This window comes from Achromobacter sp. NCFB-sbj8-Ac1-l, from assembly GCF_052695805.1.
The window spans coordinates 446,593-465,285 of the sequence record NZ_CP199812.1 but is presented as its reverse complement, the minus strand read 5'-3'; the positions used below and the strand labels follow the sequence as shown (position 1 = coordinate 465,285).

General features: G+C 68.1%; 20 protein-coding genes and 1 riboswitch. Of the genes, 12 read left to right on the top strand and 8 right to left on the bottom strand.

Annotated elements, in window-relative coordinates; all coding sequences use genetic code 11:
• Nucleotides 1-11: 11 nt before the first annotated feature.
• Nucleotides 12-485 (top strand): DUF411 domain-containing protein, encoded by a 474-nt coding sequence (locus ACUDP5_RS02230; protein WP_263915227.1) that lies wholly within the window; start codon nucleotides 12-14, stop codon nucleotides 483-485.
• Nucleotides 486-651: 166 nt separating this feature from the next.
• A complete protein-coding gene (serA, locus tag ACUDP5_RS02225) occupies nucleotides 652-1,851 on the top strand; it encodes a phosphoglycerate dehydrogenase (RefSeq protein WP_263915228.1) in 1,200 nt (399 codons plus the stop codon).
• Between the two features lie 174 nt (nucleotides 1,852-2,025).
• Here serA and ACUDP5_RS02220 read toward each other — a convergent pair whose 3' ends face one another.
• Nucleotides 2,026-2,907 (bottom strand): LysR family transcriptional regulator, encoded by an 882-nt coding sequence (locus tag ACUDP5_RS02220; protein WP_263915229.1) that lies wholly within the window; start codon nucleotides 2,905-2,907, stop codon nucleotides 2,026-2,028.
• 140 nt (nucleotides 2,908-3,047) lie between these two features.
• Between ACUDP5_RS02220 and ACUDP5_RS02215 the strand changes: the two genes are divergently transcribed.
• From ACUDP5_RS02215 to ACUDP5_RS02200, 4 genes are read left to right on the top strand one after another with little or no spacing between them, the layout of a single operon-like run.
• Complete coding sequence (locus ACUDP5_RS02215; RefSeq protein ID WP_006386852.1) at nucleotides 3,048-3,479, top strand: VOC family protein; 432 nt, start codon at nucleotides 3,048-3,050, stop codon at nucleotides 3,477-3,479.
• Between the two features lie 24 nt (nucleotides 3,480-3,503).
• Nucleotides 3,504-4,238 (top strand): 5-oxoprolinase subunit PxpB, encoded by a 735-nt coding sequence (gene pxpB, locus ACUDP5_RS02210; protein ID WP_263915230.1) that lies wholly within the window; start codon nucleotides 3,504-3,506, stop codon nucleotides 4,236-4,238.
• On the top strand, nucleotides 4,235-5,233 hold the full coding sequence (locus tag ACUDP5_RS02205) for a biotin-dependent carboxyltransferase family protein (RefSeq protein WP_263915231.1): 999 nt from the start codon (nucleotides 4,235-4,237) through the stop codon (nucleotides 5,231-5,233). The genes pxpB and ACUDP5_RS02205 overlap by 4 nt, the downstream gene beginning before the upstream one ends.
• Before the next feature lies 1 nt (nucleotide 5,234).
• A complete protein-coding gene (locus ACUDP5_RS02200) occupies nucleotides 5,235-6,002 on the top strand; it encodes a LamB/YcsF family protein (protein ID WP_445658063.1) in 768 nt (255 codons plus the stop codon).
• A 28-nt stretch (nucleotides 6,003-6,030) separates the two neighbouring features.
• Here ACUDP5_RS02200 and ACUDP5_RS02195 read toward each other — a convergent pair whose 3' ends face one another.
• Nucleotides 6,031-6,732: a GntR family transcriptional regulator gene (locus ACUDP5_RS02195; RefSeq protein ID WP_263915233.1), complete on the bottom strand. Its 702-nt coding sequence runs from the start codon at nucleotides 6,730-6,732 to the stop codon at nucleotides 6,031-6,033.
• Nucleotides 6,733-6,920: 188 nt separating this feature from the next.
• Nucleotides 6,921-7,559, bottom strand: a complete 639-nt coding sequence (locus ACUDP5_RS02190) for a trimeric intracellular cation channel family protein (protein WP_263915234.1) — start codon at nucleotides 7,557-7,559, stop codon at nucleotides 6,921-6,923.
• A 250-nt stretch (nucleotides 7,560-7,809) separates the two neighbouring features.
• Between ACUDP5_RS02190 and ACUDP5_RS02185 the strand changes: the two genes are divergently transcribed.
• Nucleotides 7,810-8,679 (top strand): universal stress protein, encoded by an 870-nt coding sequence (locus ACUDP5_RS02185; protein ID WP_445658062.1) that lies wholly within the window; start codon nucleotides 7,810-7,812, stop codon nucleotides 8,677-8,679.
• Between the two features lie 23 nt (nucleotides 8,680-8,702).
• Here ACUDP5_RS02185 and ACUDP5_RS02180 read toward each other — a convergent pair whose 3' ends face one another.
• From ACUDP5_RS02180 to ACUDP5_RS02165, 4 genes are all read right to left on the bottom strand, one after another.
• Complete coding sequence (locus ACUDP5_RS02180) at nucleotides 8,703-9,983, bottom strand: muropeptide transporter (RefSeq protein WP_445658061.1); 1,281 nt, start codon at nucleotides 9,981-9,983, stop codon at nucleotides 8,703-8,705.
• Nucleotides 9,984-10,053: 70 nt separating this feature from the next.
• Nucleotides 10,054-10,668 (bottom strand): methionine biosynthesis protein MetW, encoded by a 615-nt coding sequence (gene metW / locus ACUDP5_RS02175; RefSeq protein ID WP_263915236.1) that lies wholly within the window; start codon nucleotides 10,666-10,668, stop codon nucleotides 10,054-10,056.
• Nucleotides 10,665-11,942: a homoserine O-succinyltransferase MetX gene (metX, locus tag ACUDP5_RS02170; RefSeq protein WP_445658060.1), complete on the bottom strand. Its 1,278-nt coding sequence runs from the start codon at nucleotides 11,940-11,942 to the stop codon at nucleotides 10,665-10,667. Before metX ends, metW begins: the two co-directional genes overlap by 4 nt.
• Nucleotides 11,932-12,013: riboswitch (SAM riboswitch) on the bottom strand. It overlaps the preceding gene by 11 nt.
• Before the next feature lie 91 nt (nucleotides 12,014-12,104).
• A complete protein-coding gene (locus tag ACUDP5_RS02165; protein WP_445658059.1) occupies nucleotides 12,105-12,860 on the bottom strand; it encodes a GntR family transcriptional regulator in 756 nt (251 codons plus the stop codon).
• A gap of 183 nt (nucleotides 12,861-13,043) precedes the next feature.
• Between ACUDP5_RS02165 and ACUDP5_RS02160 the strand changes: the two genes are divergently transcribed.
• From ACUDP5_RS02160 to ACUDP5_RS02140, 5 genes are all read left to right on the top strand, one after another.
• A complete protein-coding gene (locus tag ACUDP5_RS02160; RefSeq protein ID WP_056327564.1) occupies nucleotides 13,044-13,325 on the top strand; it encodes a UxaA family hydrolase in 282 nt (93 codons plus the stop codon).
• A 31-nt stretch (nucleotides 13,326-13,356) separates the two neighbouring features.
• Complete coding sequence (locus ACUDP5_RS02155) at nucleotides 13,357-14,532, top strand: UxaA family hydrolase (RefSeq protein WP_263915240.1); 1,176 nt, start codon at nucleotides 13,357-13,359, stop codon at nucleotides 14,530-14,532.
• A gap of 193 nt (nucleotides 14,533-14,725) precedes the next feature.
• Nucleotides 14,726-15,739 (top strand): Bug family tripartite tricarboxylate transporter substrate binding protein, encoded by a 1,014-nt coding sequence (locus ACUDP5_RS02150; RefSeq protein WP_445658058.1) that lies wholly within the window; start codon nucleotides 14,726-14,728, stop codon nucleotides 15,737-15,739.
• A gap of 16 nt (nucleotides 15,740-15,755) precedes the next feature.
• On the top strand, nucleotides 15,756-16,691 hold the full coding sequence (locus ACUDP5_RS02145; protein WP_445658057.1) for a hydroxyacid dehydrogenase: 936 nt from the start codon (nucleotides 15,756-15,758) through the stop codon (nucleotides 16,689-16,691).
• Nucleotides 16,692-16,721: 30 nt separating this feature from the next.
• On the top strand, nucleotides 16,722-17,729 hold the full coding sequence (locus tag ACUDP5_RS02140) for an Ldh family oxidoreductase (RefSeq protein ID WP_263915243.1): 1,008 nt from the start codon (nucleotides 16,722-16,724) through the stop codon (nucleotides 17,727-17,729).
• Between the two features lie 46 nt (nucleotides 17,730-17,775).
• Here the strand turns inward: ACUDP5_RS02140 and ACUDP5_RS02135 are convergent, their stop codons facing one another.
• The gene (locus ACUDP5_RS02135) at nucleotides 17,776-18,672 is read right to left on the bottom strand and encodes an AEC family transporter (protein ID WP_025135541.1); all 897 of its coding nucleotides are present in this window, start codon (nucleotides 18,670-18,672) and stop codon (nucleotides 17,776-17,778) included.
• Nucleotides 18,673-18,693 lie beyond the last annotated feature (21 nt).

Below are 18,693 nucleotides of genomic sequence, written 5' to 3'. Positions count from 1 at the left end.
AACGGAGCCCCATGAAAAAAACGCTCGCCCCCACCCGTCGCCTGGTCCTGGCCGCCGTCCTGTGCCTGCCGCTTTACGCCCCGGCCTTTGCGCTGGCGCAACCGGCGCCCAAGGTCCAGGTCTGGAAGACCCCCACTTGCGGCTGCTGCGAAGACTGGGTCAAGCACATGCGCGACAACGGCTTTGAAGTCACGACCCACGACGTCCAGGACACCGGCCCCGTGCGCCGCAACGCCGGCATGGCCGACTATGGCTCCTGCCACACCGCCGTGGTCGACGGCTACGCCATCGAAGGCCACGTGCCCGCCAGCGACGTGCGCCGCCTGCTGCTCGAAAAACCCGATGCGGCCGGCCTGGCCGCCCCCGGCATGCCCCTGGGCTCGCCCGGCATGGACGGCCCCGAATACGGCGGCCGCAAGACCCCGCACGACGTCCTGCTCGTGGACAAGCAGGGTGGCGCCAAGGTCTTCCAGGCGTACCGCTGAAGGCATGACGCCCGGCCAGCCCATGCAGGGGCTGGCCGGGCAAACGCTTTCCCGGCGCGGCCGTTGAAACAATTCATCCACACCGCGCCAATGGCTACTCCTTGCACTGCAGCAAAAATGGGCCACAATAAATAGAACGTATTTCCCCACCCGACCCCTGGCAGTCATGGCAAAAATCGTCCTGTTCGAGAACATCCACCCGAGCGCCCGCGCCGTCTTCGAAAACGCGGGCTACACCGACATCGTCTCGCACGCCGCGGCCCTGCCGCCCGCGCAGATGCAGGACGCCCTGCGGGGCGCCCACGTCGCCGGCATCCGTTCTCGCACCCACCTGGACGCCGCCCTGCTGTCCGGCAACCCCGACCTGCGCGTCGTCGGCTGCTTCTGCATCGGCACCAACCAGGTCGATCTCGACACCGCCATGCAGCGTGGCATCCCGGTGTTCAACGCCCCCTTCTCGAACACCCGCTCGGTCGCCGAGCTGGTGCTGGGCGAAGCCATCCTGCTGCTGCGCCGCATTCCCGAAAAGAACGCCCGCGTGCACCTGGGCCACTGGGACAAGAGCGCGTCCGGCGCTTTCGAGACCCGCGGCAAGACGCTGGGCATCGTCGGCTACGGCAACATCGGCTCACAGATCAGCACCCTGGCCGAAAGCCTGGGCATGCGCGTCCTCTACCACGACGTCGAAGCCAAGCTGCCCCTGGGCAACGCCCGCCCTGCCGGCTCGCTCAACGACCTGCTCGAACAGGCCGACGTCGTGACCCTGCACGTGCCCGGCGGCAAGTCCACCGAAAACATCATCGACGCCGACGCCCTGGCCCGCATGCGCCGCGGTGCCATCCTCATCAACGCCTCGCGCGGCACCGTCGTCGACATCAACGCCCTGCACGCCGCCCTGAAATCCGGCCACCTGGCCGGCGCCGCGCTCGACGTCTTCCCCACCGAACCCAAGAGCGCCGACGAACCGCTGGCCAGCCCCCTGATCGGCCTGCCCAACGTCATCCTCACCCCGCACATCGGCGGCAGCACGCAGGAATCCCAAGAGAACATCGGCCGCGAAGTCGCCGAAAAGCTCGTGCGCTTCCTGCAGGCCGGCACCACCAAGGGCGCCGTCAACTTCCCCGAACTGCCCTTCCTGGAACAGGCCGGCGCCACCCGCATCCTGCACGTGCACCGCAACGCCCCCGGCGCCCTGGGCACGCTCGACAACCTGATGGCCCAACACGGCCTGAACATCGTCAGCCAGACCCTGCAGACCAAGGGCCAGATCGGCTACGTCATCACCGACGTCGAAGGCCACGTCGACGACCTGGTCATGACCACGCTGCGCGACCACCCCATCACGGTCCGCTGCGACCGGCTGTAAAGCCCGCAACGGCAAGGCGCAGAAAAAGAGGGGCCCTGTCGGGGCCCCTCTTTTTCAATTGCTCCCCCAGCGTGGCGCGCCCCCACCTGCCCGCCCCGTATCTTCCGGGCCGATGGGGCCCGCGCTCGGCACCCGCACATCCCTCGCCAGATACCGCGCGCGTGCCGCTGGATTTCACTTGTCCCAGGCCTCCCCGGGCGCAGCCGCGGCCCGCCCCAGGCATTCCGCCATTTTGCCCCCGACGCTGCCCGCATCGAACGGCAAGCGCCCGATGATGCCGATTTCCCGGTAGAACGCCGCCTCGCCCAGCGACAGCAGCCGCAAGCCGTCCAGGTTCAAGCCCCGCAGCCGCGGCAACAACCCCACCCCCAGCCCGTGCCGCACCATATTGGCAATGGCCTCGATCTCATCGAGTTCCACCGCCTCGTGCACCGTGATGCGCTGCTTCTTCAGGAACAGGTCCACCACCCGCCCGCCGAACGACGCCCGGTCGTAGCGGATGAACGGCTGCGTCGCCAGCAGCTCGCGCCACGGCGCCGGCGGCATCGATTCCGGCATGGCCAGCACGACCTCTTCGCGCAGCAGTGGCTGCCAGCCCAATTCCGGCGGCAAGGCGAACGGCGGCCGGATCAACAGCGCCATGTCGACCTCGCCCGCGTCCACCTGCCCCAAAAGCGACAACGACACCCCCGGCACGATGCGCACGCGCACGTCCGGATAGCCTGCGCGGAATTCCCCCAGCGCCCGCACCAGCAGGTCCTGCTGCACCGAGGCAATGGCGCCGATGCGCAGCGATCCGCTGACGTGGCCGGCGCCCGCCGTGGCCATGCGCTCGGCCATGGCCACCAGTTCCTCGGCCTGCGGCAGCATCTCGCGCCCGTGCGCGTTCAGCGTCGCCGCGCGCGCGCCGCGGTCGAACAGCGCCACGCCCAGGTATTCCTCCAGGCGCTTGATCTGCGCGCTGACGGCCGACTGGGTCAGGCCCAGCTGGGCGCCCGCCCCCGTAAAGGTGCCGTCCCGCGCCACGGCGATGAAGGTCTTGAATTCTTTGATCACGATCAATATTTTCGATGCTAAGACACAAAAAATATCGTTTTTCAATCAAAAAAACAATTCTTAAACTAGCAATCAGGACACGACCCGATGGTGACGGTCCGCATTCTGATTTACCTTTTCCGCCTTATCCGGAGCTTTTCATGACCGCTCAAACCAACTTGCCGCCGTTCCACCTGGCCTTCCCGGTCCGTGACCTGGCCGAAGCCCGCGCCTTCTACGGCGAAAAGCTGGGCTGTCCCGAGGGCCGCAGCTCGCCCGAATGGATCGACTTCAATTTCTACGGCCACCAGATCGTCGCCCACCTGGCCCCCAGCGAGTGCGGCCACAAGGCCACCAGCGCCGTCGATTCGCATAATGTGCCCGTGCGCCATTTCGGCGCGGTGCTTTCCATGGAACAATGGGAAGCCATGGCCAAGCGCCTGACCGATGCCGGCACCGAGTTCGTCATCGAGCCCTACATCCGCTTCAAGGGCGAAGTCGGCGAACAGGCCACCATGTTCTTCCTGGATCCGTCGGGCAATGCGCTGGAATTCAAGGCATTCAAGAACCTGGATTCGTTGTTCGCCAAGTAATCCGTCTCTACAGGTTTCGTGCCGTTGAACGCAATATCCGACCCACCTTCTTCGGCCGAAATCACCTGGCGCATCCAGCCCCAGGGTGACCGCTGCCTGATCGTCTCGTTCGGCGACCAGATCGATGCCTCGATCGGACGCACCTGCCTGGCCGCGGCGCGCAAGCTGCGCGACGCCGGCCTGCCGGGCGTGACCGACGTGGTGCCCTCGTTCGTGGCGGTGGCGGTCCACTACCGGCCCGACGGCCTGGGCAACGGCCCCACGTACGCCAGCCTGGCCGAGCGCATTGAAACCCTGTTGGCCGAAGGCATTGCCGCCGACGCCACGGCCGGCCGCGAGGTCGACGTGCCCGTCTGCTACGGCGGCGAACACGGCCCCGACCTGCTCGACGTGGCCGCCGCCGCTGGCCTGACGCCCGACGAGGTCATCGCGCTGCACAGCGGGCCGCGCAGCATGGTGTTCATGCTGGGGTTTGCGCCCGGCCATGCCTACCTGGGCGTACACGACGACAAGCTGAACCTGCCGCGGCGCGCGTCGCCACGCACGGCGGTGCCCCCTGGCGCCGTGGCCATCGCCAATCGCCAGACCGTCATCTATCCCAACCGCCTGCCCGGCGGCTGGCACATCATCGGCACCACGCCGCTGACCATGTTCGACCCCGCGCGCGAACCGGCTGCGCTGCTGCAACCCGGCGACTCGGTCCGCTTCGTGCCCATCACCCCTGAAGCATTCGACCGTCTGCGCGAGGCCCGGCCGTGAGCATCACCGTCATCAAGCCGGGCATGCTGTCCAGTTTCCAGAACCGCGGCCGCGACGGCTACCAGCACCAGGGCATTCCCGCCGCCGGCGCCATGGACGAACGCGCCCACCGCCTGGCCAATGCGCTGGCCGGCAACACCGGCGACCCGGCCACGCTCGAAATGACCCTGACCGGCCCGACTCTGCGCTTTGATGCGCCAGCCTGCTTCGCGCTGGCGGGCGCCGACCTGGGCGCCACGCTCAACGGCCAGGACATCCCCTTGCACCGCCCGTTGGTGGCGCGCACGGGCGACACGCTGGCGTTCGGCGCCCGGCCCGCCAACGGCGTGCGCGGCTACCTGGCGGTGCATGGCGGTTTTGCGCTGCCGTCCGTGATGGGCAGCGAAACCACCTACCTGCGCAGCGGCTTCGGCGGCTTCGAAGGCCGCGCGCTGGCAAAGGGCGACCAGGTCGGCCTGCGCCAGGCGCTGGGCCATTCCGATCTGGACGCCCTGCAGAAAGCGCTGTGGGACATCCGCATCTACCTGCCCGGCGCGCTGGGCCATAAGCAACGCGACGCCATCCGTTTCCTGCCCGGCCTGCAATGGGAAGAATTTTCCGAAGCCACCCGCCATGCCTTCGGCGGCTCGGAATTTCGCATCAGTCCGCAATCGGACCGCATGGGCTATCGCTTGCTGGGGCCTGCGCTATCCATGAGCCAGCCGCGCCAGATGCTGTCGGAAGCCGCGTGCTTTGGCACCGTGCAGGTGCCGTCCGGCGGCGAAGCCATCATTCTCATGGCCGACCGCCAGACCACCGGCGGCTATCCCAAGATCGCGCAGATCGCCACCGTCGACCTGCCGCTGCTGGCCCAATACGCCCCGGGGCACACCCTGCGCTTTGCGCGGATCGAACTGGACGAGGCCCAGCGCCTGGACGGTGAACGCGAACGCGCCTTTACCCAATTGCTGGACACGCTGGCGCCGCTGCGCGCCTTGCTGACACAAGGACACTGACATGAGCCAAAGCATCGACCTGAACTGCGACATGGGCGAAAGCTACGGCGCCTGGACCATGGGCAACGATGCCGCGGTGCTGGCGTTCGTCAGCTCGGCCAACATTGCCTGCGGCTTCCATGGCGGCGACCCCGCCACCTTGCGCAAGACCGTGGCCGCCGCGCTGGCCCAGGGCGTGGCGCTGGGCGCGCACCCCAGCCTGCAGGACCTGGCCGGCTTCGGCCGCCGCGCCATTCCCACCACGCCCGAAGAAGCCTACGACATCGTCGTCTACCAGATCGGCGCGCTGGCCGGCGTGGCCGCTTCGCAAGGCGCTCGGCTGCATCACGTCAAGGCGCATGGCGCGCTGTACAACATGGCCGCGAAAGACGCCAGCCTGGCGCGCTCCATCTGCCAGGCGGTGAAAGACGTGGATGCCTCGCTGGTGCTGTACGGCCTGGCGGGCAGCAAGCTGATCGATGCCGCCCGCGACATCGGCCTGGCCGCGGCCAGCGAAGTCTTTGCCGACCGGTCCTACCAGGACGACGGCTCGCTCACCCCGCGCACCCGCGCGGGCGCCATGATCGAAGACGTGGACCAGGCGGTGGCGCAGGTGCTGCGCATGGCCCGCGAAGGCCTGGTGCGCTCGGTCGACGGCAAGGACGTGCCGGTGCAGGCCGACACGCTCTGTATCCACGGTGACCAGCCCAACGCGCTGGTGTTCGCGCGCGCCATCCGCGACGCGCTGCAAGAAGCCGGCATCGCGGTGCGCACGCCGCAGGCGCGCTGAGAACAATCGACGAGAAAGGGGCCGCGCGCTAGCCGCGGCCGAAACGCGGCGCAGGCTCTTCGGCGTCCTGCAGCGAGGCCTCGTGGTAGGCCCGCAAAATGCCCGGCAGCACATCCAGCACGTAGCTGCGCGTCAGTTCGGCCGCGCGCTCGAAGTCGCGGCTGGCCATGGCCTGCGTGATGCCCTGGGTGTAGGTCTGCAGCTTGTTCGAGTCCATGCTCTGCCGGGCCAGCAGGTAGCGCAGCGGCTCGACCTGCTCGTACAGCTTGGTCAGCACCTCCACCAACGGCACATTCCCCGTGAAGCGGGCGCCGGCCAGGTAGAACTCGCGCAACGCCGCGATGTAGGCGCGCACGTCGCGCTTGGCCATGGCCGCGGCGATGGCATCGTCGTAGGTGCGCAGTTCGGCCACCAGCGGCGATACGTCGTCCATCTCGGCGACCTGGCGGATGCAGTAGGCTTCCAGCTCCGCGCGCAGCTTGTACAGGTGGCGGATCTGGGTTTCCGAATACAGGGTGGCCCTGAAACCTTTGCGCTGGACATGCGTCACCAGGCCGCTCAATTCCAGCAACCGCAGCGCTTCCCGGATGGGGCTGCGGCTGGTGCCGAAACGCTGCTCCAGTTCCTGTTCCCGCAACGGCTGCCCGGGCCGGATAGTGCCATCCACTATCAACTCACGAATCTGTTCCTGCAGGAAATACGGAATCGTGGCGGGCGCTTTGACGTCCAATCGGCTCCCCTTGTGCTGCGTGATGCAAGTATTGCGACCCAGAGAAGATACTAGAAATCTATTGAAACACAAATAAGAAAATTGTTGCAGCAGTTCGCGCATGAATCCGTTGATGGCCATCGGCACGACAGTTGAACTGCGGCAGTGGGCGAGTCAGGCGCTCGGTCAGCAGGTGCCGACGCGACGCGTCAATCCCAGTCGTCGCGGTAGACGAACTTGGGCATCTGCCAGTTAAAGCGCAGGGCGAGCAGGCGCAAGGCCAGGCCGGCGGCCAGGGCGATGGGCACGGCGGCATTGGCGGACAGCCCCAGCGACTGGCTGCCCAGGTACAGCGCGCCGGTCACCACCGACACGCTGGCGTAGAGTTCCTTGCGGAACAGCAGCGGCACCTCGTTGCAGAGCACGTCGCGCAGCACCCCGCCGGCGCAGCCGGTGATCATGCCGCTGATCAGCACCACCGTGATCGGCAGCTGCATCAGCTGCGCCACCTGGCAACCAATGACCGTGAACGCCACCAGGCCCAGTGCGTCGGCCAGAAGGAACAGGCTGCGCAGCCGCCGCATGATCGGCGCGATCAGGGCCGTCAGCAGCGCCGCGCCCGCCGTCATCCAGAGGTACTCAGGGTGAATCACCCAGGTCAGCGGGTAATGGCCCAGCAGCACGTCGCGCAGCGAACCGCCGCCCAGCGCGGTGACGCAGGCGATGATGCATACGCCCATCCAGTCCATGTCGCGCCGACCGGCCGATAGCGCTGCGGTCATGGCTTCGGCCACGATGGCAACGAGATAAAGCGTGTGCAGCAGGACGGGAGAAAGATCGGGAAACATGGGTCGGGCCGTGGATGGAACGGCGCCTGGCCGGGGACGGACCCCGGGCAGGCGGCAGGCCCCCATTGTATTGACACCGCGCAATGGCGTTGCCGCGGGCCCCCGCCATCCCTTACGCTGCAAGCACGTTGATATCGATCAAGCCCCGGTCCGCGCCACGCCCGGACAATGGGGTATGCCCGCCAAGGGCGCCATCGGCCGGACGCGGCTTGCGGGAGCCGCCAGCCCGGCCTCACATCGGGAGAATCGTATGTCGCAACAACCTGGCCCCATCCTTCTGGCCACGGACCTGAGCGCGCGGGGCGACCGCGCGCTGGACCGGGCGCTGCAACTGGCCAAGGAACGCAACACCAAGCTGGTCGTGCTGCACGTCATGGAAACCCATGCCGTGCCGGCGCGGCTGACCACGCCGGTCTGGCGCCGGCTGTCCACCGACCACAAGGCCCTGGCCGAGCGCGAACTGGCCGAAGACCTGGCCGACGCCGGCGTGCCCACCGAAGTGGTGGTGACCACCGGGGATCCGCTGGTGCGCATCATGGAAACCGCCGACAGCTTCGGCTGCTCGTTGATCGTCACCGGCATCGCCCGCGACGAAACGCTGGGCCGGCTGCTGCTGGGCACCACGGTGGAAAAGCTGGCGCGGCAGGCCCGCCAACCTGTGCTGGTGGTCAAGACCCGCCCGCGCAAGCCGTATCACGACGTGCTGGTCGCCACCGACTTTTCGCCCGGCTCGCGCCAGGCGCTGCGCGCCGCGCTGCAGCTCGTGCCCGACGCCAACCTGACGCTGTTCCATGCCTACGATGTGCCGTTCCAGGGCAAGAACGTGCCGGACGACGCCGTGACGCGCAGCTTCTACAAGGCGGCCGAGCAAAGTGCGCGCGAGTTCATCGCCGACACGGCGGAACTGGCGGACGTGGCGGCGCCCCAGGTGGTGCTGGAATGCGGCCAGCCGGAAACCGTGCTGTCGGAATACTCGTTCAACCATCGGTCGGACCTGGTGGTGACGGGCACCCATGGCCGCACGGGCCTCTTGCGCACGGCCATCGGCAGCGTCGCCGAACGGCTGCTGGAAGCCCTGCCCAGCGATGTGCTGATCGTGCGGCTGACCGGCGAGGAATAAGGAATAAATCGCCGGGCGGGGACTCAGGCGTCCCCGTTCTGGATCATGGCCTCGATGCTGCCGCGCAGCATGCGCAGCAGCACCAGCCCGGGCAGCGCAATGACGACCGTCACCAGGAAGAAGCCGGGCCAGCCCAGGTGCTCGACCAGGGGCGGCGTCAGCGGTCCGGCCAGGTAGGTGCGGCCGACGGCCGACAGCGCCGACAAGAGCGCGAACTGCGTGGCCGAAAAGCGCTGGCGGCACAGGGCCATCAGCAGGCCCACAAACGAGGCCGTGCCCAGCCCGCCGCAGAGGTTTTCCAGGCCAACCGCGCTGGCCATCAGCCAGATGCTCTTGGGGCTGACGGCGATCAGCCAATAGCCCAGGTTGGACACCGCCTGCAGCAGGCCGAACACCATCAGCGACCGATACAGCGTCCAGCGCGACATGATGAAGCCGCCGGCCAGTGCGCCGACGATGGTGGCGGCCATGCCCATGACTTTGTTGACCGCGCCAACCTCGGTGGGCGTGTAGCCCGCGCCACGGATCAGGAAGGTGGTGGACAAGGCACCGGCAAAGGCGTCGCCCAGCTTGTACAGCACGATCAGCAGCAGCACCATCAAGGCGCCGCGGCGGGTGAAGAATTCCTGCAATGGCGCCGCCACGGCCTCGCCCAGGCTGCGCGGCGCCACGGCCACGCGTTCCGGCTCGGGCGCCCACAACGTGGCCAGCGCGCACAGCAGCATCAGGCCGCCCATCACCACGTAGGTATTGCCCCAGCCGATCCATTGATCCGCCATGATCAGCGCCAGCCCGCCCGACACGATCATGGCCAGTCGGTAGCCCATGACCTTGATGGCCGCGCCCGCGCCCCGCTCTTCCTTGCGCAGCACGTCGGTGCAGTAGGCGTCAAAGGCGATGTCCTGGGTGGCGGAAAGAAACGCCACCAGCAGCGCCAGCAGCGCCAGCGTCTGCAAGGCCGACGACGGCGACAGCGTGCCCATGACCATGATGGCCAGGCCCAGCAGGATCTGCGTGACCAGCATCCAGCCACGGCGCCGGCCCAGCAACGGCGGCACGTAGCGGTCGACCAGCGGGGCCCACAGGAATTTCAGGGTGTAGGCGGTGCCTACCAGGGTCAGGAAACCGATCTGCTGCAACGGCACGCCGGCCACGGTGGCCCACGCCTGCAAGGTGCCGCTGGTCAGGGCCAGCGGCAATCCGCTGGCAAACCCCAGGACCAGCAGGGGTGCGACGCGGGGGCTGGTGTAGACGTTGGATACAGCGGTAATGACGGTCTCCTGGAACGGGCCGGCGCGGCGCACAGGCGTGCGCGGCGGGCTTGCGGCATTTTAGGCGCGGATCGCCCGGGCCGTCAGCCGCCGTTGCAGAAAGTCAGGGAGAGGCGAAGCGGTACACCGCCAGGGTGCTGCGCCAGCTGGGAAAGGCCTTGATCTCGCGCCCTTCGTTGAACGTGGCGCGCTCCAGGATGCGCAGCCCCAGGTCACCGGCCAGCTGTTCGAAGTCGCGCAGCGTGCACAGGTGGATGTTCGGCGTGTTGTACCACTGGTAGGGCATCTGGCCGGTCACCGGCATGCGGCCGCGCAGGATCATCCAGCCGTGCGGCCAGTAGCCGAAATTGGGAAACGACACGACGCCGTGGCGCGCCACCCGCGCCATTTCGCGCAGGATGTGTTCGGTGCGGTGCATGGACTGCAGCGTCTGCGACAGCACCACGGTGTCGAACTGCTTGTCGTCGAACAGCGCCAGGCCGTCTTCGAGGTTCTGCTGGATCACTTCCACGCCGCGCTTGACGCAGGCGATGACGCAAGTGTCGTCCAGCTCCACGCCCGCGCCGCGCACCTGGCGGTGGTCGCGCAGGTGCGCCAGCAGCGCGCCGTCGCCGCAGCCCAGGTCCAGGACGCGGCTGCCGGGCTCGATCCAGCTGGCGATGCGCGCCAGGTCGGGCCGCAGCGTGGCCACGGCGGGACGGGGGGTGACAGGGTTCATGCGAGGCGTCCTTCGATCTGAGCGGCGTCGACCAGGCCCAGTTCGCGGGCGATGCGCTCGTAATAGCCGCGAACCACGGCATGGTAGCGCGCGTCGTCCAGCAGGAAGGCGTCGTGCCCGTGCGGCGCGTCGATCTCGGCGTAGGTGACAGGGCTGGCGTTCTTGAGCAACGCCCGCACGATCTCGCGCGAGCGTTCCGGCGGAAAGCGCCAATCGGTGCTGAACGACACCAGCAGGAAGTCGGCCTTGGCCGGCGCCAGGGCGCGTGCCAGGTCGCCGCCGGTCTTGCGGGCCGGGTCGAAATAGTCCAGCGCGCGGGTGATCAGCAGGTAGGTGTTGGCATCGAAATAGCGGGTGAATTTCTCGCCCTGGTAGCGCAGGTACGATTCGACCTCGAACTCGACGCCATAACCGTAATGGTAGGCGCCGTCCGCCGCTGGCTCGCGCTGGGCGCGGCCGAATTTCTCGGCCATGTCGTCGTCGGACAGGTAGGTGATGTGGCCGATCATGCGCGCCACCGACAGGCCGCGGCGCGGTACGGTGTCTTGCGCGTAGTAGTCGCCGCCGTGGAAATCCGGGTCGGTGATGATGGCGCGGCGCGCCACCTCGTTAAAGCCGATGTTCTGCGCCGACAGGCGCGGCGTGCTGGCAATGACCACGCAATTGGCCACGCGGTCGGGCAAGGTGATGGCCCAGCTCAGCGCCTGCATGCCGCCCAGCGAACCGCCCATCACGGCGGCAAAGCGCTCGATGCCGAAGTGGTCGGCCACCCGGGCCTGCGCCTGCACCCAGTCTTCCACCGTCAGCACCGGGAACGCAGCGCCCCAGGGCTTGCCGGTCTCGGGGTTGATGCTGGCCGGGCCGGTCGAACCGAAGCACGAACCCAGGTTGTTCACGCCGATGACGAAGAACACGTTGGTATCGACCGGCTTGCCGGGCCCCACCATGTTGTCCCACCAGCCCACGTCGCTGGGCGCGTCGGCCGCCTGGCCCGCCACGTGGTGCGAGGCGTTCAGGGCGTGGCAGATCAGCACGGCGTTGCTGCGCTGGGCGTTCAGGGTGCCGTACGTTTCGACCGCCAGTTCGTAGGCGGCCAGCGACTGTCCGCTGAGCAGGGACAGTGGCTCATCGAAACGCAGGTAGATAGGGGCGACCAGGCCGACGGAACCGGGATCAGCGGCGTCGGACTGCGTGACGGGTGCGACGGTGGCAGGCGAGCCTGCAAGCGCGGCGCTGGCCGAATCACCGGCCAAATGTTGGGCAGGAGTGGTCATACGGACCTCTTTAGCTGGATTTATTGGAAGGCGCCCGCAAGCGGATCAGGCAAATCGGCGCCGAAATTAGGATAGTGCGGCAGGAATTCTAGCACTGCTTGCGGCCGGGTCCGCAAGCCCCTGCCGTCGCCACGCGGGTGGGGCGGCGACAGGAACAGGCGGTCAGGCCCCTGCCTCCCAGGGCTCGTGGCCCAGGTATTCGTAGTGCTCGGTGTTCACGCGCGAGATGCGCCATTCCACCGGCTGGCGGTTGTACGAGAACGCCACCCGGCGGATTTCGAGCAGGGACGCGCCCTCGGCCACGCCCAGCCAGCGCGCGTGGGCGCGGTCGGCCAGGCAGGTGCGCAGGCGCTCGTCGGTGGCGATGACGTTGACGCCGAACACGTCCTGGTACAGCGCATACAGGGTGCTGGCACGCTCGCGCAGGTGCGCCTCGGTCATGCCGGGAAAGCGCGACTCGGGCAGGCAGATGTCGTCGATCATGACCACGTCGCCGTTCAGCGACAGCATGTTCAGAAATTCGAACACGTAGGCACCGGCAGCCAGGCCCAGCTTTTCGCGCGCCGCGGCCGATGCCTTGACCCGGCGAAAACGCAGCAGCTCGGTCGTGGGGTACGACTTGTTGCCGTCCTGGCGCAGGATGCGGAAGAACTTGAAGAAGTGGTGGTTGCGCGTGTGCACCGCCACGTACGTGCCCCGGCCCTGGTGACGGACCAGGATGTTCTCCGCGGCCAGTTCGTCGATGGCCTTGCGCAGCGTGCCGATCGACACGCCAAAGCGCTCGGCCAGATGCTTTTCCGGGGGAATTGCCTCGCCCTGCTTCCATTCGCCTTGCGCCAGCGCGGCAAGCACGGCTTGCTTGACCTGCTCGTACAAGGGACTGCCCAAAGGCACAGTCGATGACAGGCTGGTGTTCATGGGTGCATCGCAATAATCAGGGCCCTCCAGTGTAGCGGTGCGCGACGGCCCGGCTCAAGTCATACAATTCATATATATGATTTAGTTGACATACCGAAAAGCCGATCTTAAGATTTGCCGGACGTTGCGATCCCGAAGCGCTTGCGGCACCCGGCCGCACGCCCAGCCCAAGAGAGGAAGACGATGATTCACGCCGTATTGCACGATGCCAAGGACACGGTGGCGGTCGCCGTGGTGGAAGGCCTGACCGCCGGAACGGAACTGAACGCCTGGATCATGGACGAGGACAAGATCATCCATGTCCGGGCCTCGCAGGACATTCCCATCGGCCACAAGGTCGCGATGAAGGACATGGCCGTGGGCGACACGGTCTTCAAGTACGGCGTGGACATCGGCCGCGTGGTGGCGCCGATCAAGGCCGGCCAGCACGCCCACGTGCACAACATCAAGACCAAGCGCTGGTAAGCGACCCACCCGCCCCCAAGAGGAAAAACTCATGTCCGTCATCAATGCTCAAACCACCTTCCAGGGTTACCGCCGCGACAACGGCCGGGTCGGCGTACGCAACCACGTCATCGTGCTGCCCGTGGACGACATTTCCAACGCCGCGGCCGAAGCCGTCGCCCACAACATCAAGGGCACGCTGGCGTTGCCCCACCCTTACGGCCGGCTGCAGTTCGGCGAAGACCTGGAGCTGCACTTCCGTACCCTGATCGGCACCGGCTGCAATCCCAACGTGGCCGCGGTGGTGGTGATCGGCATCGAAGAAGGCTGGACCAAGCGCGTGGTCGACGGCATTGCCGCCACCGGCAAGCCGGTCATGGGCTTCAGCATCGAACTGCATGGCGACCACGACACCATCATGCGCGCCTCGCGCTGCGCCAAGGAATTCGTGCACTACGCCACCGCGCTGACGCGCAGCACGTGTCCGATCTCGGACCTGTGGGTGTCGACCAAATGCGGCGAATCCGACACCACCTCGGGCTGCGGCGCCAACCCCACGGTGGGCAACGCCTTCGACAAGCTGTATGCGCTGGGCTCGACCCTGGTGTTCGGCGAAACCTCGGAGCTGACCGGCGGCGAACACATCGTGGCCGAGCGCTGTGCCAACGACGCCGTGCGCGAACGCTTCATGTTCATGTTCAACCGCTACCAGGCCATGATCGACCGCTGGAAGACCAGCGACCTGTCCGAATCCCAACCCACCAAGGGCAACATCGCCGGCGGCCTGACCACCATCGAGGAAAAGGCGCTGGGCAACATCCAGAAGATCGGCAAGCACTGCCGCGTGGACGGCGTCATCGACAAGGCCGAGATTCCCGATGGCCCGGGCCTGTGGTTCATGGATTCGTCATCGGCCGCCGCCGAAATGGTGACCCTGTGCGCAGCGTCGGGCTATGCGGTGCACTTCTTCCCCACGGGCCAGGGCAATGTCATCGGCAACCCCATCCTGCCGGTCATCAAGATCTGCGCCAATCCGCGCACCGTGCGCACCATGTCCGAACACGTGGACGTGGATACCAGCGCGCTGCTGCAGCGCGAGATCGACCTGAACCAGGCCGGCGACATGCTGCTGGAATGCATGCTGGCCACCGCCAACGGCCGCTGGACCGCGGCCGAGGCCCTGGGTCACCGCGAATTCGTGCTGACCCGCATCTTCGAAAGCGCCTGATCGCGCCCGGCCGGCCTGCGCCGGCCGCTTCTTTTCCGCGTGGCCGGGCCGCCGCTGCCCCAGGGCGGCCCGGCCACGCCGCAGCACTCTCGCAGCACCGACGCACAAAAGCATGCAGACCCGGGCGCAAGCCGCCACGGCAGCACAGGCGTATGCATTCCTACCCGGGCGCCACCCCCAAGGAGGAAGACAGATGAATCGCGAGCAATCCCCCCCGATCGACGGCGCGCAACGGCGCCGCGTCATCAGCGCCCTGGGCGCCGCCGGCCTCTGTGCGCTGGCCCCCTGGCAGCCGGCGCTGGCGCAGAAACGCGCCTGGCCCGAACATCCCATCAACTACGTCGTCCCCTTCCCCCCGGGCGGCCTGACCGACGTGGCGGCGCGCCAGGTCGGCAAGGCGCTGGGCGATGCCGAGCGCTGGAACGTGGTGGTGGAAAACAAACCCGGCGGCAGCGCCAACATCGGCGCGGCGCACGTGTCGCACGCCGCGCCGGACGGCTACACCTGGCTGGCCATCACCCTGTCGCACGCCGCCAACGCCACGCTGTTCGCCGGCAAGGCCGGCTACGACCTGACGCGCGACCTGACGCCGCTGGCCGGGCTGGCCTCGTCGCCCATCATGGTGGTGGTCAACGCCAAGAGCCCCATCAAGACCATGGACGACCTGGCCCGCGCGGCCGCCGCAAAGCCGCTGGCGGCCGGCTCCAGCGGCAACGGCACGCCGCCGCACCTGACGCTGGCGCTGTACCAGAAGCTGACCGGCACGCCGCTGATGCACGTGCCGTACAAGGGCGGCGCGCCTTCGCTGACCGACCTGATCGGCGGCCACCTGGACGTGGTGTTTTCGAACTACCCCGAGTCCTTGTCCCACGTGAAGAACGGCTCGCTGCGGGCCCTGGCCATCACCACCCGCGAACGCAGCGCCGACCTGCCCGACGTGCCGACCGTGGCGCAGGCCGGCCTGCCCGACCTGGTGGTGGAGAACTTCACGGGTGTGATGGGTCCGGCCGGCTTGCCGCCCGAACTGGTGCAGCGCATCGGCGCGGCCATCGTGCAACAGGTATCGCAACCCGCCATGCAGCAAGCGCTGCTGCAACTGGGTTTCGTGCCGCAGCCGCGTGGCCCCGAGGCGTTCGGCGCCTATCTGCGGTCCGAGGTCGACCGCTGGGCCAAGATCATCCGCGATGCCAATATCCAGATCGCCTGACGCCGGAGCATCCGCCATGCACGTACTCATCTCGGAATTCATGGACGCACCCGCCGTCGACGCCCTGCGGCAACGCTTCGACGTGCGCTACGCCCCTGACCTGGTAGAGCAGCGCGATGCCTTGTTGCAGGCCGCCAGCCAGGCCGATGGCCTGATCGTGCGCAACCGCAGCCAGGTGGACGCCGCGCTGCTGGCCGCGGCGCCGAAGCTGCGGGCGGTGGGCCGCCTGGGCGTGGGGCTGGACAACATCGACCTGCCCGGCTGCGCCGCCCGCGGCATCCAGGTGGTGCCGGCCACCGGCGCCAACGCCCGCGCGGTGGCGGAATATGTCATTGGCACCGTACTGGCGCTGCTGCGTGGCGCCTATGGGTCCAGCGCCGACGTCGCGGCCGGACGCTGGCCACGCGCGGCGCTGTCGCAAGGGCTGGAGTCGCAGGGGCGCACCCTGGGCGTGGTGGGCTTTGGCGGCATCGGCCAACTGACTGCCCGCCTGGCGGCGGGCCTGGGCATGCGCATCGTCGCCTGCGACGCGGCGCTGCCGGCCACGCATCCCGCCTGGGCCGAAAGCGGCGCCACGCCCCTGCCGCTGGATGCCCTGCTGGCGCAGGCCGACGCGGTGTCGCTGCACGTGCCGCTGAACGCCGACACCCGCCACCTGGTCAACGCCGAACGCATCCGGGGCATGCGCCCGGGCGCGATCCTCGTCAATACCTCGCGCGGCGGCATCGTCGACGAAGCGGCCCTGGCGGCGGCGCTGCGCGCGGGCCACCTGCGCGGGGCGGCCTTGGACGTGTTCGACCAGGAACCCCTGCCCGCCGGCGGTCCGCTGGCGGACGCGCCCAACCTGATTCTGACCCCGCACATCGCCGGCCTGACGCAGGAAGCCAACACCCGGGTTTCCGACATGGTCGCCGCCGGTGTGACAATAGCGCTTACCGGCGGCGCCCGATGACGCGCGGCGCGCCCCCCTGACAGGAAGGATATGGCTCACATCTATCTGGACGAATTGCAACACCTGGCCGCGGCCAGCCTGGCCGCCGCGGGCGCCAACCCCGCCATGGCCGACAGCACGGCGCGGGCCCTGGTCTTCGCCGAAAGCCAGGGCCTGAGCTCGCACGGCCTGTCGCGCGTGCCGTTCTACGCCGGCCACCTGCGCACCGGCCGCGCGATCGGCAGCGCCGTGCCGCGCATCGTGCACGAGCGCGGCGGCGCTGCCCTGATCGACGCCGGATCGGGCCTGGCGTTCCCGGCCTGCGCCATGGCGGTGGAACAGGCCGCCGTGCGCGCCCGCGAACACGGCGTGGCTTTCATCGGCGTGGCCAACAGCCACCATTTCGGCGAAGCCGGCTACCACCTGGAAGCCCTGGCCGATGCCGGCCTGGTGGCCCTGGCCCTGAGCAATTCCCCCGCCGCCATGCCGGCCTGGGGCGGCAAACGCCCCCTGTTCGGCACCAACCCCATCGCCGCGGTGTTCCCGCGGCGCGGCGGCGCCCGCATCGTCATCGACCTGTCGCTGTCGCAAGTGGCACGCGGCAAGCTCATGATCGCGGCGCGCGACAACCAGCCGATTCCGCTGGGCTGGGCGCTGGACGCCGACGGCCAGCCCACCACCGACCCCAAGGCCGGCCTGGCCGGCAGCATGCTGCCCGCGGGTGGCGTGAAAGGCGCAATGCTGGCGCTGATCATCGAACTGCTGGCCTGCGCCCTGACCGGGTCACACTTCGGATTCGAGACCGAGTCCTTCTTCGTCGACGAAGGCGGCCCCGCCCGCCTGGGCCAGGCCTTCATGGCGATCGACCCGGGCGCCCTGGCCGGCAAGGAAACCTACCTGGACCGCGTCGAAGTCCTGGTGGACGCCATGCTGGAAGACGACGGCGTGCGCCTGCCGGGCGAGCGCCGCCGCAAGCTGCGCGACGAGGCGATCAAGCACGGCGTGGAAATTCCCGAGGCACTGATGGCGCAATTGCGTGCGATGTCGGGCGCGGCCTAGCGCCAGCCGGGACGGCGCGGCGCCCCCCCCTTCCCCGCCACGGCTCCTAGCCGCCGTGGCTGAACCACAGCATCAATGGCGCCAGCAGCAGGAACACCACGGTCGACACCAGCACGGCACCCGCCGCGGTGTCGCCCATGGCGGTGTAGCGCTTGGCGTACATGTAGCTGACCACCGCGCAAGGCATCGCCATCTGCAGCGTCAGCGCGCCAGCCAGCACCGGTTCCAGGTCCAGCAGCCACACGATCGCCAGGCCCGCGGCCAGGCCGGTGACCAGGCGCATCGCCGCCACCTTGGCGCCGTCCTTGATGCCGTTGGCCGGAATCAGCGCCAGCGCGTGGCCCAGGCTCAGCAGCATCAGCGGCACGGTCACCGCGCCCAGCATGCGGGCGGTCTCGATCACCCAGTCCGGCACCGGGATGTGCAGCATGCGCATCGCCACTGCCACGACCGACGCCAGCAAAATCGGACTCTTCCAGCTGCCCTTCGTGTTCACGCCGGGCAGCAGCCGCACCGCGATCGTGTGCATCACGAAGGAATTGACGGCAAAGAACGCCACGGCCACCGACAGGCCCGCATCGCCGAAGGCCAGCTGTGAAATCGGCAGCCCCAGGTTGCCGGCATTGGGCAGGAAGGCGGTGGGCAAGAGCGTGCGCACCGGCAACCGGCCCAGCTTGAGCAGCAGTGCGCAGGCCAGCGCGCACAGCAGCAGCGCCAGCAGCGTGGCCGCGGCCACGTCGGCCAGCGCGCGGTCGTCCAGGTGGGTGGTCACAAAGGTGTGGAACACCAGCGCGGGCGTGGTCACCGAGGTCACCAGCGTGGTGATGAAGGAACCGCCGAAGGGCAGATCGCGCTTGCCCCAGAACACGCCGATGCCCACGCACGACAACAGGGGCATCATCAGCACGATGGCCGACAGGTAGAACTGCGCGATGGCAAGCATCCGGTTATTCCGTCAGAGATA